General features: G+C 65.0%; 15 protein-coding genes. 8 read left to right on the forward strand and 7 right to left on the reverse strand.

Annotated features, from left to right (window positions below):
• Positions 1-121: 121 nt before the first annotated feature.
• Positions 122-1036, reverse strand: coding sequence for a LysR substrate-binding domain-containing protein (locus QGV55_RS07195; protein ID WP_281017515.1), 915 nt, complete (start codon positions 1034-1036; stop codon positions 122-124).
• Positions 1037-1156: 120 nt separating this feature from the next.
• On the opposite strand from QGV55_RS07195, the gene QGV55_RS07200 reads away from it, so the two are divergent.
• Positions 1157-2023 (forward strand): pirin family protein, encoded by an 867-nt coding sequence (locus QGV55_RS07200; RefSeq protein WP_281017514.1) that lies wholly within the window; start codon positions 1157-1159, stop codon positions 2021-2023.
• A gap of 56 nt (positions 2024-2079) precedes the next feature.
• Here QGV55_RS07200 and lptD read toward each other — a convergent pair whose 3' ends face one another.
• Genes lptD through QGV55_RS07215 form a run of 3 tightly spaced genes read right to left on the reverse strand, consistent with a single transcriptional unit; the run spans position 2080 to position 6457 of the window.
• A complete protein-coding gene (gene lptD, locus QGV55_RS07205; protein ID WP_281017513.1) occupies positions 2080-4239 on the reverse strand; it encodes an LPS assembly protein LptD in 2160 nt (719 codons plus the stop codon).
• Positions 4236-5330 carry an LPS export ABC transporter permease LptG gene (lptG, locus tag QGV55_RS07210; protein WP_281017512.1) on the reverse strand — a complete coding sequence of 365 codons (1095 nt, stop codon included), beginning with the start codon at positions 5328-5330 and terminating at the stop codon, positions 4236-4238. Before lptG ends, lptD begins: the two co-directional genes overlap by 4 nt.
• A 2-nt stretch (positions 5331-5332) precedes the next feature.
• The gene (locus QGV55_RS07215) at positions 5333-6457 is read right to left on the reverse strand and encodes an LptF/LptG family permease (RefSeq protein ID WP_281017511.1); all 1125 of its coding nucleotides are present in this window, start codon (positions 6455-6457) and stop codon (positions 5333-5335) included.
• Positions 6458-6636: 179 nt separating this feature from the next.
• Here QGV55_RS07215 and QGV55_RS07220 point away from each other — a divergent pair, with 179 nt between their 5' ends.
• From QGV55_RS07220 to amrS, 6 genes are all read left to right on the forward strand, one after another.
• Positions 6637-8139: a leucyl aminopeptidase gene (locus QGV55_RS07220; protein ID WP_281017510.1), complete on the forward strand. Its 1503-nt coding sequence runs from the start codon at positions 6637-6639 to the stop codon at positions 8137-8139.
• Between the two features lie 11 nt (positions 8140-8150).
• Positions 8151-8597 (forward strand): DNA polymerase III subunit chi, encoded by a 447-nt coding sequence (locus tag QGV55_RS07225; protein WP_281017509.1) that lies wholly within the window; start codon positions 8151-8153, stop codon positions 8595-8597.
• A 94-nt stretch (positions 8598-8691) separates the two neighbouring features.
• The gene (locus QGV55_RS07230; protein ID WP_281017508.1) at positions 8692-9567 is read left to right on the forward strand and encodes a TauD/TfdA family dioxygenase; all 876 of its coding nucleotides are present in this window, start codon (positions 8692-8694) and stop codon (positions 9565-9567) included.
• Between the two features lie 44 nt (positions 9568-9611).
• Positions 9612-10853: a bifunctional glutamate N-acetyltransferase/amino-acid acetyltransferase ArgJ gene (gene argJ, locus QGV55_RS07235; protein WP_281017507.1), complete on the forward strand. Its 1242-nt coding sequence runs from the start codon at positions 9612-9614 to the stop codon at positions 10851-10853.
• 274 nt (positions 10854-11127) lie between these two features.
• Complete coding sequence (locus tag QGV55_RS07240) at positions 11128-11523, forward strand: (deoxy)nucleoside triphosphate pyrophosphohydrolase (protein ID WP_281017506.1); 396 nt, start codon at positions 11128-11130, stop codon at positions 11521-11523.
• A gap of 31 nt (positions 11524-11554) precedes the next feature.
• A complete protein-coding gene (gene amrS, locus QGV55_RS07245) occupies positions 11555-12664 on the forward strand; it encodes an AmmeMemoRadiSam system radical SAM enzyme (protein ID WP_281017505.1) in 1110 nt (369 codons plus the stop codon).
• Here the strand turns inward: amrS and QGV55_RS07250 are convergent.
• Positions 12656-13264 (reverse strand): 2-hydroxychromene-2-carboxylate isomerase, encoded by a 609-nt coding sequence (locus QGV55_RS07250; RefSeq protein ID WP_281017504.1) that lies wholly within the window; start codon positions 13262-13264, stop codon positions 12656-12658. The genes amrS and QGV55_RS07250 overlap by 9 nt on opposite strands.
• Entirely contained in the window at positions 13257-14192 is a 936-nt protein-coding gene (locus tag QGV55_RS07255) for an alpha/beta hydrolase (protein ID WP_281017503.1), read from the reverse strand. The genes QGV55_RS07250 and QGV55_RS07255 overlap by 8 nt, the downstream gene beginning before the upstream one ends.
• A 138-nt stretch (positions 14193-14330) precedes the next feature.
• Here QGV55_RS07255 and QGV55_RS07260 point away from each other — a divergent pair, with 138 nt between their 5' ends.
• The gene (locus QGV55_RS07260) at positions 14331-14522 is read left to right on the forward strand and encodes a hypothetical protein (protein WP_281017502.1); all 192 of its coding nucleotides are present in this window, start codon (positions 14331-14333) and stop codon (positions 14520-14522) included.
• Positions 14523-14560: 38 nt separating this feature from the next.
• Here QGV55_RS07260 and QGV55_RS07265 read toward each other — a convergent pair whose 3' ends face one another.
• The gene (locus tag QGV55_RS07265) at positions 14561-15196 is read right to left on the reverse strand and encodes a class I SAM-dependent methyltransferase (protein ID WP_281017501.1); all 636 of its coding nucleotides are present in this window, start codon (positions 15194-15196) and stop codon (positions 14561-14563) included.
• Positions 15197-15216 lie beyond the last annotated feature (20 nt).

A 15216-nucleotide genomic window follows, 5' to 3' on the forward strand; every position in this document is an offset into this window, starting at 1 on the left:
AGCGTTCCGTGTGTAAGACATGCTCTACCGGATTGCCGGACGCATTCCAACCGGCTCCGCAACGCCGATGAATGAACGTCATGTTTCCGATGCTTCCCTGGGGGAGTCGGATCCGGGAAGACTAGGCAAGCGGCCTGTCCTCCACGACATTCGGCAGCTCCTTGCGCAGGAACGCAGCCATTGCCTCCACCTGGGGCGGCACGCCCTGTCGGGAGGGCATGAGCAGGCTCAGTTCCGGAAGGCCGGCGGTCCAGTCCGGCAGCAGCCGACAGAGCTGCCCTGCGGCAACCTCCGCGCGGCAGACATAGTGTGGCAGGGCCACGATGCCGAGCCCTCCGGCCGCCGCCTGCTTCAGGGTCGCCATGTCGTCGCTGCGCAGGCGCACCTGGCAGGGAACGGATGCGGCTTTGCCTCCGGTGTCCTGCAGTGACCAGGAATCATTGTCAGGACGCCAGCCCAGGACCAGGGCCGCGCGGTCCTCCAGGTCCCGTGGCGTCTCGGGGGTTCCATGGCTTTCCAGATAGTCTGGTGAGGCAAAGAGATGCCATGGCACCACCGCCAGCCGACGCTGGATCAGTCGGGAATCCGGCAGCAGCCCGACATGGCCCCGAATGGCAAGATCGACCCCGTCCCCGATCAGGTCGGTGAACGCGTTGGTTACCTGCTGACGCACCACGACCCTCGGGTTCTCGGCGAGGTAGCGGGGCAGGATGCTGCTGACGGCGAATTGCGCCACGCCGACCGAACAGGACAGGGTGACCGGACCCTCGAGGATGTCGTGCCTGCGCCGGACTGCCGCCTCTGCGGTGGCCATGCAGTCCAGTGCAGCGCTGGCGTGCTGAAGATAGGCCTTTCCCGCTTCGGTCAGGGAAAGCTGTCGCGAATTCCGGTGCAGCAGCCGCGTATCCAGTGTTTCCTCCAGTTGCCTGACATGGCGGCTGAGTCGTGACTTGGGAATGCCGAGTGCCCGGGAGGCGGCGGAGAATCCCTGCTTCTCGATGACTTTCACGAAATAAAAGGCGTGATTGAGGTTCATGCGCGGCGGTCCATCTGGTGTCACAGGCGTTCTATTTTTGGAACGAAATGTCCTGATTTCAACGGATTTCTCTCTAACTGTCCCGACATTAGGTTCGTTTCCATCCAATAGGAGGCAAGCATGACCATTCAGCACAAGGCCCACTCACCCCGGTGCAACAGGGCGATTACCGCGATCCAGCAGGGGGAGGCCATGTCCCGTGGCACTGGATTCGAGGCTCTCAGCTTCACTCACCGCCAGCTCGACGGGCTGATGGACCCGCTGATCATGGTCGATCACTTCACGATGACCGAGCCGACTTTCGGCCCCCATGCCCATGCCGGTCTCTCGGCGGTCAGCGTCCTGTTCGAAGACAGTACCGGAACCTTCCGCAACAGGGACTCGCTGGGCAACGATATCGGGCTTGGCCCCGGCGACCTCTACTGGCTCAAGGCAGCGCGGGGTGCCGTACATGACGAAGCCCCGACACCGGGGTCAGCGACCCACGGCCTGCAGATCTTCGTCAATCTGCCCGATGCCGACAGGAAGCAGGCCCCGGCCTCACTGCATGTGCCTGCCGGACAGATACCGGTGCTGGAGGACCCGGGTTACCGGGTGCGGGTGATCACCGGTGAGAGCAACGGCGTGACCGGTGCTGCACCGCCAGCGCTGCCGCTTGCCATCCTGGACATCACTCTGCAGCAGGGAGGGCGTTTCGCGCACACCGTCGCCCCCGACAATGCCGCCTGGATTCACGCCATCCGCGGGGAGGTGATGGTTGATCTCGACGGCGAAACGCACCTGATCAGCGGCCAACAGGCTCTTGCCGTCCGCAATGCCCGTGTCATTGGCCTGTCGAGCGTGGCCGGGGGACAGGCGGTACTGCTCAGCGGCATGCCGCTGCGTGAGCCATTCATCCAGAAGGGACCGTTTGCCATGCGCAATGCAGAGGAACTGGCGGCAGTCGTCGCCGCGCATCAGGCCGGCGAACTGGGCGCCATCGGCTGAGTGCAGGTTCCAGCGGATTTCCGAGGGCCCGTGATGAGGCCGCTTCCGGCGCGGCGTCAGTTCAGGCCGAGCAACTGGACCCGGACGAACACGGACGTTGACGCCTCGATATCCCTGTCACTGGTGAAGTCACGCACGGCACCGATCTGGAAGTCGAAGCATTCGTCGAGGTACTGCAGACCGATCTCGGCACGCAGGGAACCGCCGGAGCGGGTCAGGTCGTGGCGGTAGGCGCCGAACATCTTCCAGGAGTCAGCCACGGCGGCCGATGCCTCCATGTTCAGTTCCTCCACATTGCCGATGGCGACGCCGCCGCCGATTGCGGCCTGTGAAACATAACCGAGCTTCAGGCGATAGCGTTCGTCGCCTGCCTCGATCTGATGCTCATGGCGTTCCACGGTCGGTCCGTCCGCATCAAAGCGGAACCGCAGCGAATAATTGACCAGATCCGACGGTGCGATGCTCAGGCGTCCGACGAAGTCGGAGAAGCGGTCCTCCAGACCCGTGCCGACATTGGCGGAGCTTGTCTGGTTGAGGCGGATCGACTGCCCGATGATCAGGTCCGTCCGCCCGCCGCCCTCTCCGTGCAGGCCGAGCCGCAGGCCATAGTTCACCCTGCTGCCGCTTTCGATCCGGTCGAAGCCGACAAAGCGATTGCGTTCGAAAAGATTGGCTTCGGAGAACTCGAAGCTCTGCGAGTCCTCGTTCGGAATGGCATCGGGATTGCCGCCGCCCGGGGAGGCGATGACCTGCACCACCGGCTCGACGGTCTGCATCAGGCGGCCTTCCTGTTTCACCATCGGCAACCGCCACATCAGGCTGGCCATGGGCCAGATCCGACCGGTGACCTCGTCGTCGTTCACCGCCGTGATGTCGGTACTCTGGGCCTCCGAGATCATGTAGCCGTCACCGCGAAGGTGCAGGCCGAATGTCATCAGATCACCGAACTGGCCAATGTGATCGGCGGCCCAGTCACCCTCCAGCGACAGCCTGCGCGTATCACGTCCGCTGGTACGTTGCAGGGCGACGGCGCTGAGTGTGCCGTCCAGCCGCCCGCCGACGGATGGCTCCGTACTCGTGGAATAACTCGCCAGTGGCAGCACGAAGGGGGTGTCCCCGTCCTTGTCGTTCTGCCGCAGGCTCTGGAAGGCGAAGAACTCGACCGACGCGGCATGACGGCCACGAATGCCCCGGAGATAGAGGTCGGAGGTCAGCACGTCGGCAGAACTTATATCGTAGCGTTGCAGATAGGTATCGTCGCTGGCCCGGTTCAGGTCGAAACCGGATTCGAAACCCCGGCCGACGTCGAACCGGCCTGCGGACTGGATATGGCCGCGAAATTCCTCCGCACCGGTCTTGCGGTTGCCGATGTCGACCTCGTCCACATAGGTGATGGAGCCAGTGGTATCGAATGTGCCGTTGTCGAAACGCTTGCGGTATTCACCGCCAAAGACCGCACCTTCCTTGGTGGTGATGCGTGGACTGAAGGTGAGGTCACTGGTGTCATCCAGCACCACATAGAGGGGCAGGGTCAGCTGGCCGCCCAGTTCCGTCGATGATCCGATGATCGGGGTCAGGATGCCGCTCTTGCGGTCGATGGTCGGGTCGGGGTGGTAGAAGTACGGCGTATAGAAGACCGGTACGCCGAACATCTCGAACATGGCGTCCTCGTACTCGACGATCTCCGTCGCTACGTCACGGGTTACCTTGCCGGACTTGATCTGCCAGATCGGTGGCCGGTCGGGATGTTCGGCACAGGACTCGCAGCGGGTGAACACGGCGCGTTCCAGCACGGTACGGTCCTCGCCCTCACGCCTGGCCACGCGGGCCGAGAGGCGGCTGCGGTCGGCGCGCTGGACCCGGATCTCGCGAATGATGCCCTGCTTGAAGCCGTCAGACAGCTCGACGTACTCGGCGAAGGCGACATCGCCGCTCGGCTCCCGCAGCATGACGTTCCCGGTTGCGGTGACAATGTCGTCGCGCTCGTTGTAGGTGACGACGTCGGCGAACAGGATCCGTTCACCTTGGGTGATCTCGACATTGCCGCGCGCCGTGACGATGCCCAGATCGCGTTCGTAGATCATCTCGTCGGCTTCAAGCTCGGTCGGCAATGCCGGGTCGTCCGACTGCGCATGCACCGCGCCCGGTATCAACAGGGCGATGGTCAGCAGCAACAGGGCCAGCAGCCCCGCGATTTCGGCGCGACGTGCCCTCATCCGTCTTCCAGATGGAACATGGCCGCGACCGCTGACATGGTCGTGACAGCAGCGGGCGTCCAGGCGGCGAGAATGATGGGCAGCTTGCCCGCGGAGCCGAATGCTTCCACCAGATCGGTGATGAAGAAGACGCTGAAGCCGGCCATGGCACCGGAGAAGAAGACCCAGCCGGTGCCGCCCTTGCGGCGGCTGAGGCGGATGCAGAAGGTAGCTGCCAGCAGCACCATGGCCGACAGCAGCAGCGGCAGCGCCAGCAGGGAGTTCCAGTACAGGCGATGCGACAGCGCATTGAACCCGGAATGTTCCAGCAAGCCGATGAAGCTCGGCAGTTCCCAGAACGACAGGGTTTCCGGCGCGGCAAGGCTGTCCACGATCTGGGCGAACGTGAGGGTCGTCGGGATGCTGGTCCGTGGCAGCAACTGGCGCGGACCGTTCGGCGAGGTGATGCGCGCGTTCTCCAGCAGCCAGGCACCCTCGACCAGTCTCGCGCGCTCCGCGTCCGTTCGGCTGTCGAACGTGTCGTTCAGGCCATAGGTGAAGATCGTCACGTCGTTCAGGATTTCCCCGTCACCCGAGACACTGTTCGCATGGATCACCTGATGCCCCGTCCTGTTGACTTCACGCAACCAGAGCCCCGTGCGTACCGACACGCTGATCAGGCTGCTCTCGCCCTTGAAGTACCGGTTGCTCAGCTGGTCATATCGCCCGCTCAGCGCCGCGCCGACAGGATTGACCACGGTCACCAGGATCGCGCCGGCGATTGCTGAGACCAGCAGCAGAGGCGTCAGGATCTGCCATATCGAGACTCCTGCCGCCCTGGCCACGACAAGCTCGCTGGAATTCGCCAGACGGGTAAGCGCCAGCATGGCGCCGAACAGGAAAACGAAGGGCCAGAGCTTCTGGATCGTGGCAGGCAGCTTCATCAGGGAAAGCTGCATGACGGCGAATATCGTGACATCCGGACGGTCACCTGCCTTGCGCAGGTGTTCGATGACCTCGACCGTGAACATGACCACCACCAGCAGGCCAAGCACGATACCGGCGCCGATCAGGAATTGCCGGCCGATGTAGACGCCCAGCGTCTGAAGCATTCTCAATCCCCTCCCGCGGTTCGGGCGGAGGAGAAATCAGGAGGCGGCGGCGCGGTCGCTGCAGCGCCGCCACCTGCACCGGGCCTGATCATGTAGAGACTGACCCCGATGCCGCTGGCGATCAGGAGGTAGAGCAGCACGAGAGCGAACGGTGAACTGCCGCCGGCCTGTACCAGGGCCAGTGCGGCGCCCTGGACCAGTCCCGCAGCGATGCAGGCAACAAGGATGCGCCGTCCCTGTCCGCGGCGGTCGAATTCGCCCGACAGGATCGCGGCGATGGCGATCAGGCTGAAGGTGAGCGCCAGCAGCGGCAGGGCGACCCGCTTGTGCGCCTCCGCCTGCTGCCGCCAGTAGGCATCGCCCGTCAGCCCGGCGCCGGTTTCCAGCAGGGTAAGGATGCTCAGTTCCTCCAGCTTCTTGGGCCGGACGGGTACGGAACTGCCGAACATGTTCACTTCCAGCGTATAGCTGTCGAAGAACAGCAGGCTGACGTCGCCGCTGTTGGTGTCCCGTTCCTGGCGGTTGCCGCTGAGCAGCAGGATCTTCGGGCCATCGTCGCTGCGGATGATGGTGCCCTTTTCCGCCATCATCGTGACGGTCTTGTTCTTGTCCCGGTCGTCCTGGATCAGCAACCCGCGCAGTTCACCCCCTGGATGACGTTCGCGGACGTATACCGTCAGCTTGCTCTGCAGCGGTGTGAACTGCTGTTCGCGCAGCACCAGCGTCGAATAGATGTAATGCCAGGCGAAGCGGGTATCGCGCATCGTCGTGTTGGCCAGCGGCATGAAGTAGAAGGTCATGGAGGCGACAACGGCGGCACAGGCACAGCCGAGGATGATGCCGGGCCGCGCCAGTCGCATCCGGCTGAGACCCGCCGCACGCATCACCACCAGTTCACTGTCCGTGGACAGTCGCCAGTAGGCGTAGAGCATGCCGCAGAACAGGCCGATCGGCATCGTGACAGGCAACAGTTGCGGCAGCAGCAGCAGCGAGATGTAGGCGAATGCGCTGGCCGTCATGTCGTAATTGATGATCTCGTCGACGAAGCGCAGCGCCTGCACGATCCAGATCACGCCGGTCAGCACCGACGTGACAAACAGGAACGGACCGATGGCCGTGCGGATCATGTATCGACTGAGGGCGCGCATGGCCGCGGAGTATAGCCTTCATGGCGTCATGTTAAAGATGGGGCAGCGCTCACAATTCGCGGCGTTTGCGCACCCCGCCAAACGCTGCAATATATGCGACATGAAAGGGGCACCGGTCCGGTGTCCGGCAGGAATCAATCGGGAGCGGGCGGAAACAGATGGAAATCGAGATCAAGGGTGGAGCCATTCCGGGGCGCGGCGCGATCGCTGTTGCCATCGGCAAGGGGGGCAAGCTGTCGCCCGCTGCAACCGAACTGGACAAGACCACGGAGGGCGCGATCAAGCAGGTGCTGCGTGCCTCCCGCTTCTCCGGCAACAAGGGACAGCAGGCCGAGATCCTGGCCCCGCGCGGTACCCGGCTGGACCGGATCCTGCTGCTTGGCGTCGGCGATCCCGCCGACATGACCCAGAATGATCTGGAGGCCCTGGGCGGCAAGACCTACGCGACCTGGGCCAATTCCGGCGTGAAGCAGGGCAAGATCGTCATCGATTCGGATGGACTGGCGTCGAAGACCAAGCTGACCAAGGGCGCGATCCAGGCGCATATCGCCGTTGGTGCGCGCCTCGCCAGCTATCGTTTCGACAAGTACCACACGAAACTGAAGGACGAGGACAAGCCGACGCTGGAGACGCTGACCATCGGTGCCCGGTCGGCCGCTGCCGCGCGGGATGCCTTCGCGTCACTGGAACGCGTCGCCGAAGGTGTGTTCCTGACCCGCGATCTGGTGTCGGAGCCGCCCAACATCCTCTACCCGCAGACCCTGGCTGACCGTTGCCAGGAACTGACGAAGCTGGGCGTGAAGGTCGAGGTGCTGGGCGAGGCCCAGATGAAGAATCTTGGCATGGGCGCGCTGCTGGGTGTCGGGCAGGGGTCCGTCCGGGAGAGCCGCCTGGTGGTGATGCAGTGGAACGGTGGCCGCAAGAACAGTGCCCCGGTCGCCTTCATCGGCAAGGGCGTGACCTTCGATACCGGCGGCATCTCCCTGAAGCCCGCTGCCGGCATGGAGGACATGAAGTGGGACATGGGTGGTTCCGCCGCCGTGATCGGTGCCATGGCGGCGCTTGCCGGGCGCGGTGCCAAGGTGAACGCTGTGGGTGTTGTCGGCCTGGTCGAGAACATGCCCGACGGCAATGCGCAGCGCCCCGGTGACGTGGTCACTTCCATGTCCGGTCAGACCATCGAGGTTCTGAACACGGACGCGGAGGGACGGCTGGTCCTGGCAGATGCGCTCTGGTACACGCAGGACCGTTTCAAGCCGCAGTTCATGGTCAATCTCGCCACTCTGACCGGTGCCATCATCGTGGCGCTGGGATCGGAGCATGCCGGCCTGTTCTCCAACAATGACGAGCTGTCGGAGCGCCTGCAGGAGGCCGGCAAGGCGGTGGAGGAGAAGCTCTGGCGCTTCCCGCTGCACAAGAACTACGATGCCGACCTGAAGTCGCAGATCGCCGACATGCGCAACATCGGCACGGGACGTGGTGCGGGTTCGATCACCGCAGCACAGTTCCTGCAGCGCTATGTCAATGATGTGCCTTGGGCGCATCTGGACATCGCCGGTGTCGCCTGGTCGCAGAAGGCCTCCGCCACCGCGCCGAAGGGCGGCACGGGCTATGGCGTGCGGCTGCTGGACGAGCTCGTCAGGCGCTACTACGAGAGCTGATCCGGACAAGCATGGCCGATGTCGCCTTCTATCACCTGACCCGGAAGCCGCTGGAAACAGCGCTTCCGGAACTGCTTGAGAAGGTGGTGGAGCGCGGCATGAAGGCTGTGGTGCGGGCAGGGGACGACGGGCGGGTCAAGGCGCTCAACGACCTGCTCTGGATCTATCGCAAGGATGCCTTCCTGCCGCATGGCTGTGCGGAGGATGGTCATGGCGCGTCGCAGCCTGTCTGGCTGACCTCAGGCGCGGACAATCCCGCCGGGGCGACCGTGCTGCTGCTGGTCGATGGCGTGGCTGCGGCGGACCTGGAAGGCTACGACCGTTGTCTCGACCTTTTCGACGGACGGGATGAGGACGCGGTGGCCGGAGCCCGCGACCGCTGGCGCATGGCGCGTTCGGCTGGTCACAGCGTGACCTACTGGAAACAGGGGGAGCGGGGCTGGGAGAAGGGCGCGTGACCCTGGCCCGTCAGGGGCCTTGCCTTGTACCTTCCGGGGCGGGACAATCCACGAAAAGCCCCCGCACGGAGCATGGGGACGGGAGGATACGCACATGAGCGCACTTGCGGACAACGACTACAGCCATATCGGTGTCACGCCGCTGACCGGCGTCATGGGGGCCGAGATCGATGGTGTCGATCTGACCTCCGGCCTCAGTGATGCCGTGGTGGCGGAGATCGAGCAGGCCTTTGCCGATCATAGCGTCATCATATTCCGCAACCAGCATCTGGAGCCTGAAGACCAGAAGCGTTTCACGCGTCTGTTCGGCGAATTCGGTGTCGAGCCATATGTGAAGACAATGCCGGAACATCCTGAAGTCATTGAGGTGATCAAGGAAGCCAGCGAGATCGGCGTGAAGAACTTCGGTGGTAGCTGGCACTCCGACTGGAGCTTTCAGGAGGCACCGCCGCGCGCCACGATCCTGCATGCCAAGGAAGTGCCGCCCTTCGGTGGGGATACCATGTTCGCCAACATGTACATGGCGTTCGAAACCCTCTCCAGGGGCATGCAGCGAATGCTGGAGGGGATGCGGGTCGTCCACTCCGCGCGGCGTCCCTATGGTGTCGACAACAAGCTGTTCGGCACGGCCAGGCGGGCCATGACCATCATCAACACGGAAGAGGCGCACGCGGAACTCTGCCATCCGGCAGTGCGCACGATCCCGGAGACGGGCCGGAAGGCATTGTTCATCAATCCGGTCTATTCGATCCGGTTCGAGGACATGACGGAGGCGGAGAGCCGCCCCATCCTTGATTTCCTCAATGCCCATTCGACCCGTGCGGAGTTCACCTGCCGCGTGCGCTGGCAGCCCGGAACGCTGACCATGTGGGACAACCGCTGTGTCCAGCACAACGCGATGAATGACTACGACGGATTCCGTCGCAGGCTGCACCGGACAACCGTCGCCGGTGCGCGCCCCAGCCTCTGACGCACTTTCGCCTGCCAGTTCACACCTCTTTCAGGACGATCCCCATGGCCGCTGCCTTGCCCGTCTCCCCCCTTGCGCCCAAGTCACAGCCCGATCTGCCGCCGATCGACGGCTGCGAGCTGGGCAGCATCTCCGCCGGTCTGCGCTACAAGGGCCGGCCGGACCTGACGTTCTTCCGCTTTGCACCGGGGACGACCGTTGCCGGGGTGCAGACGACCTCCACGACTGCCGGGGCGCCGGTGGTCTGGAACGCGCGCCACCTGGGCAAGGGCTTGGCGCGGGCGCTGGTGGTGAACGCGGGCAATGCCAATGTCTTCACTGGCGCGAAGGGCGAGGCCGACGTGGAGGCCACGGCCAGGGCTGCTGCCGAGCTGGTCGGATGCAGCGCCGATGAGGTGCTGGCGGCTTCCACCGGGGTGATCGGTGAACTGCTGCCGGTCGCGAAGCTGACGGCGGCCCTGCCGCAGGCCATGGCGAGCATCAGCGCCAATGGCTGGGCCGGGGCGGCGGCAGGCATCCTGACCACCGATACCTTCGAGAAACGCGCGACCGCGACCGTGAACATCGGCGGCGCGTCCGTGACCATCAACGGCATCGCCAAGGGTTCGGGCATGATCGCGCCGAACATGGCGACCATGCTGGCCTATGTGGTGACCGATGCCGCGCTGCCCGCGTCGGTGCTGCAGGCGCTGCTGCCCGCAATCACCGACCGCACCTTCAACTGCGTGACGGTGGACGGTGACATGTCGACTTCCGACATGTGTCTGCTGTTCGCCACCGGCAAGGCGGTGGGACAGCCCGCCATCAGCTCGGCCGAAGATCCGGCGCTGGATGACTTCAGGGCGGCTCTGGAGGATGTGCTGCGCGACCTGTCGGTCCTGATCGCCCGCGACGGGGAGGGGGCGACCAAGCTGGTCACGGTCGATGTCACCGGTGCCACCAGCGCCGCCTCCGCCCGGACCATCGCGCTCTGCATCGCCAACTCGCCGCTGGTGAAGACCGCCATCGCGGGGGAGGACGCCAACTGGGGCCGTGTCGTCATGGCCATCGGCAAGTCCGGCGAGCCGGTCGAGCGTTCCCGGCTGGGCGTCCGCTTCGGCGGGGTCACGATTGCCGAGAACGGCGGCCTGTCCCCGGACTATCGTGAGGCCGACATCATCCCGCACATGAAGGGGCAGGAGATCCATATCGAGGTTGAACTCGGCATCGGCGACGGCGCTGCCCGCATCTGGACCTGCGACCTGACCCACGGCTACATCGACATCAACGCCGACTACCGTTCGTGACTCCGACCACCTTCTCTCCAACACCCACGACGCTCGCGGACCTGATCCGCGAGCCTAGGCTCCGACGTCTGCGCGGCACCCTGGATGCCCGGGTCAAGCCCGGGCACGGCGTGAGTGGGGGTGGGACTGTCAAAACACCCTCTCCATCTCTCACGACGCTCGCGGACTTGATCCGCGAGCCCATGCGCCGACGTCTGCGCGGCACCCTGGGTGCCCGGGTCAAGCCCGGGCACGGCGTGTGTGGGGGTGGGACTGCTATTCCTTCGGTCAGGCCATGAAACTGGTCCTCGTCGCCGCCATCGCGCTGGTCCGCGACAGCCGGGTCCTGCTCGCGGAACGGCCGAAGGGCAAGAACCTCGCTGGCCTCTGGGAGTTTCCGGGCGGCAAGGTGGAGGCTGGCGAAACACCCGAAGCCTGCCTGGTGCGCGAATGCGCGGAGGAACTGGGCATCACCCTGCGCGCGGAGGACCTGCAACCGCTCACCTTCGCCAGCCACACCTACGAAGATTTCCACCTGCTGATGCCACTCTATGCCTGCCGCGACTGGCAGGGCGAACCGACGGGGCAGGAGGGGCAGCGGCTTGCCTGGGCGACGGCGGCCGAGCTTGAAACCTATGCCATGCCCCCCGCCGACGACCCGCTGCTGCCCGCCGTCCGGACGCTGCTGTGACAAGGGCCGCGACTTGCGGCACCATGGCGGCATGAACACCCATGTCGGCACCGTTTCCGGGCGCTACTACTCCCGGCAGGATGATGGACGCATCCGCTGCGAGGTCTGTCCGCGCTACTGCCGTCTGAACGACGGGCAGCGGGGGCTGTGCTTCGTGCGGGCGCGGCAGGGCGACGAGATCGTGCTGACCTCCTACGGGCGCTCCTCCGGGTTCTGCATCGACCCCATCGAGAAGAAGCCGCTGAACCATTTCCATCCCGGCACCCCGGTGCTGTCGTTCGGCACCGCGGGCTGCAACCTGACCTGCCACTTCTGCCAGAATCACGACATGTCGAAGAGCCGCCAGATGGACACGCTGGCCGATGCCGCGCCGCCCGCGGCACTGGCGGAGACGGCGGTCCGGCTGGGCTGCACCTCCGTCGCCTATACCTACAACGACCCGGTGATCTTCCTGGAGTATGCCGTCGATACGGCCATCGCCTGTCACGAGGTCGGGGTGAAGAACGTGGCCGTCACGGCGGGCTACATCTGCGCCGAACCGCGCGCGGAGTTCTACGCCCACATGGATGCGGCGAATGTGGACCTGAAGGCGTTCAGCGAGGATTTCTACCGCCGTGTCACGGGTTCGCAACTCGGTCCCGTCAAGGAGACGCTGGAGTATCTGGTGCGTGAAACGGATGTCTGGGTGGAGATCACCACCCTGCTGATTCCCGGCGAGAACGACTCGGATGCGGAGCTGGAGGCCATGACGGCCTGGGTCGTGGAGCGGCTGGGGCCGGACGTGCCGATGCACTTCACCGCCTTCCACCCGGACTTCCGGATGCTGGACAGGGAACGGACCCCGCCGGAGACCCTGTTCCGGGCGCGCAACATCGCGCTCAGGGCCGGGGTCCGGCATGCCTATGTCGGCAATATCCATCACAAGCAGGCCCAGTCCACCTGGTGCGCGGGCTGCGGCGGGATGCTGATCGGTCGCGACTGGCACCAGCTTTCAGACTGGCACCTGGACGATCATGGTGGCTGCGTCTGGTGCGGCACGCCGCTGCCCGGCCGGTTCAGCGGCCCGCCGGGCGACTGGGGCCGACGGCGGGAGCGGGTGCAGATCGCGCCGGTGGCGGGGCCGCCCCAGCCATCACGCTGAAGCCTGCTCCAGCGTCCAGGCGATCTGCGGCAGCCGGTCGGTGCCCCAGAACAATTCGCCATCGACGATGAAGCTCGGGCTGCCAAACACGCCTGCGGCGACGGAGCGGTTGCAGGCATCCTTCAGCATCTCCTTCACCTCGGGATCATCGGGGGCGGCGCTGGCGGCGTCCCTGTCGAAGCCATGCCGGGCGGCGATGGCGACCGCATTGTCCTTCTGTGAAACATCAATGCCTTCCGACCAGTGCGCGCGCAGCATGTCCCGCGCGGCATCCGTCGCCCGCGTCCGGTCCTGCGCCAGCATCCAGCAGAACAGCCGCGCAGGCGCAAAGGGGGAGGTCACGAAATCCGGCACGGCAGGGCGGTAGTCCAGCCCGTGAAACCGGTAGATCCGGGGCACGTCCATGCGGATGTAGTCGCCCTTCAGCGGTGTATCCATCAGCGGCGGCAGGCCCATGGTCTTCATGACGGAGACGCCCAGCAGCATCGGATGCCAGTCGACCGTGCGGCCATGCTGCGCCGCCAGTGCCTCGATCCCCACCGCGCCGGGCCAGGCGTAGGGGGAGATGAAGTCGAAGTGAAACGCGATCGGATCAGCCACGGGATTTTCCTCCGGCTCGGTTCAGGCGCAGGTGCGCCAGCAGGTGACGTGCCGTCTCCTCCGGTACTTCCTCCGCCACGAAATGTCCGACACCCTTCAGCGCCTCGAAGGTACAGGCGGCGCTGACATGATCCTGCGTCGTGATGGCGGCGCGTTCGCCGACACTCATGTCCTCCCGCCCCCAGATGTAAAGCGTGGGCACATTGATGCCGGGAAAGTCGTCCCTGGCCAGTGTCGACTCACCCGAGAAGGCCGCCCGGTACCAGTTGAGTGCGGCATCCAGCGCATCCCTGTTGCCCAGGACGGAGAGGTGACGCGACGCCAGTTCGTCGGACATGCGCCGCTTTGCCGGTGGCGCGCTGGCATCATCGGCGCCGAACAGCCCGGACGCATTCTCGAAGCAGAGCGTGTTGCGCAGCGCCTGCGCATCATCCTGCAACAGCCGGTCCGCCATCTCCGGATCCTGAAACGCCTTGTGGTGGCGGGACCGGTTGGCCTGGGCCGGGTCGTTGCGGAAGGCGGCGGCAAAGGCTGCCGGATGCGGGCGGGAGAGCACGGTCAGGCTCAGCAGCCGCTCGGGGTGTGCGGCGGCGGTCGCCCAGGCGATCTGCCCGCCCCAGTCATGGCCGACGAGGTGAAACCTGCCAAGGCCCAGCGAATCCGCGATGGCCACCACGTCGGCCACGATCTCGCTTACCTGATAGGCCTGAATCCCTTCAGGCCGCGCACCGGGTGAATAGCCGCGCTGATCCGGGGCAATGCCACGATAGCCTGCCCCTGCCACAGCCTGCAGCAGCTCGGTCCAGCTGTGGCGGGAGTTCGGGAACCCATGCAGGAAGATCACCGCCTCGGCTGACGTTTCATCGCCTGCCATATCGGCGGTGAAACGCATCCCGCGTGCCGCGATCTCCGTCGTTGTAAACGTCATTCCTTGCCTCCCCCGGCAGACATGACCCGGCAATCCCTGCACGGTTCACCATCACGAATTTCCAACCATCTGATTTCACTGAACTAATTCGTGGCACCGGAGATGCAACAGCGAACGTGAAACAGATGGAGAAATATCATGTCAACGAGCATGGCAATCGAAAAGCACCAGATCGACTGGGCAGCCCATCACCTCAGCCTCGCGCTGGGTGGTATTGCGGCAGACATCGCCGGTTCCTGGGCCGATCACCTTGGCCGCCTGGGCAAGCCGGAACTGTCGCAGACCTGGCGTCAGATCGAACAGCGTCTGGAAGCCGCGCCCGCCGAGTAATCGGGCACCGGGCATCGGGCAACGTGCTGCCGCCGTGCTCAGGTCCGGCGCAGCACGTGCACCCGCGCCGGCAGGCGTTCCGCCTCCGGCGCGCCGGGCAGGCTGACATAGCGCTGGCTCTCGTCCGCCCCTGAGAGGGTGCCGTCTGCCACCAGACCGCTGACGGCAGCCCCGTAGCTGTCGGCCCAGGCCTGTTCGGTGATGGTCAGGATCATGTGGCCACCCGGCTTCAGGATGCGCGCCAGTTCGTGCAGGCAGGTCGCGGGTGCGTGACCCGGTGTCATGACGCCGGAGCTGACGATGGCGTCGTATGATCCGGTGGCGAAATCCAGCACCTCGCCCAGCATCTGCTGTTTCAGGTCGCGATAGCAGCCCTTGCTGCCCGCCACCCGCAGCATGCCTTCCGACAGGTCGATCCCGTCGATTGCCGTGTACCCCAGCACGGCCAGCGTTTCCCCCAGCACACCCGTGCCGCATCCCGCATCCAGAATTACCGTCTGCGGCGAGGGCGCATGTCGCCCGACCATGCCCGCAATGATCGCCGGATGACGGTAGCCCCAGCCGCTCATGTCCGCATCGTAGGCCTGTGCCCAGCCATCATAGCTGCGGCTCAGGGCGGAGGCGTCGCCGCCTGCGGCATAGACATCCTTCAGATGGGCTTCATTTTCCGACACGGATCGTGCTCCCTTGGCGG

It is taken from the genome of Minwuia sp. IMCC3009, from assembly GCF_029909415.1.
Lineage (GTDB): Bacteria > Pseudomonadota > Alphaproteobacteria > Minwuiales > Minwuiaceae > Minwuia.

Coding starts and splice junctions, on each gene's coding strand:
- amrS (WP_281017505.1), top strand. CDS start 11,555: ATGAACACCCATGTCGGCACCGTTTCCGGGCGCTACTACTCCCGGCAG.
- QGV55_RS07260 (WP_281017502.1), top strand. CDS start 14,331: ATGTCAACGAGCATGGCAATCGAAAAGCACCAGATCGACTGGGCAGCC.
- argJ (WP_281017507.1), top strand. CDS start 9,612: ATGGCCGCTGCCTTGCCCGTCTCCCCCCTTGCGCCCAAGTCACAGCCC.
- lptG (WP_281017512.1), bottom strand. CDS start 5,330: ATGCTTCAGACGCTGGGCGTCTACATCGGCCGGCAATTCCTGATCGGC.
- lptD (WP_281017513.1), bottom strand. CDS start 4,239: ATGAGGGCACGTCGCGCCGAAATCGCGGGGCTGCTGGCCCTGTTGCTG.
- QGV55_RS07240 (WP_281017506.1), top strand. CDS start 11,128: ATGAAACTGGTCCTCGTCGCCGCCATCGCGCTGGTCCGCGACAGCCGG.
- QGV55_RS07230 (WP_281017508.1), top strand. CDS start 8,692: ATGAGCGCACTTGCGGACAACGACTACAGCCATATCGGTGTCACGCCG.
- QGV55_RS07200 (WP_281017514.1), top strand. CDS start 1,157: ATGACCATTCAGCACAAGGCCCACTCACCCCGGTGCAACAGGGCGATT.
- QGV55_RS07225 (WP_281017509.1), top strand. CDS start 8,151: ATGGCCGATGTCGCCTTCTATCACCTGACCCGGAAGCCGCTGGAAACA.
- QGV55_RS07255 (WP_281017503.1), bottom strand. CDS start 14,192: ATGACGTTTACAACGACGGAGATCGCGGCACGCGGGATGCGTTTCACC.
- QGV55_RS07195 (WP_281017515.1), bottom strand. CDS start 1,036: ATGAACCTCAATCACGCCTTTTATTTCGTGAAAGTCATCGAGAAGCAG.
- QGV55_RS07220 (WP_281017510.1), top strand. CDS start 6,637: ATGGAAATCGAGATCAAGGGTGGAGCCATTCCGGGGCGCGGCGCGATC.
- QGV55_RS07215 (WP_281017511.1), bottom strand. CDS start 6,457: ATGATCCGCACGGCCATCGGTCCGTTCCTGTTTGTCACGTCGGTGCTG.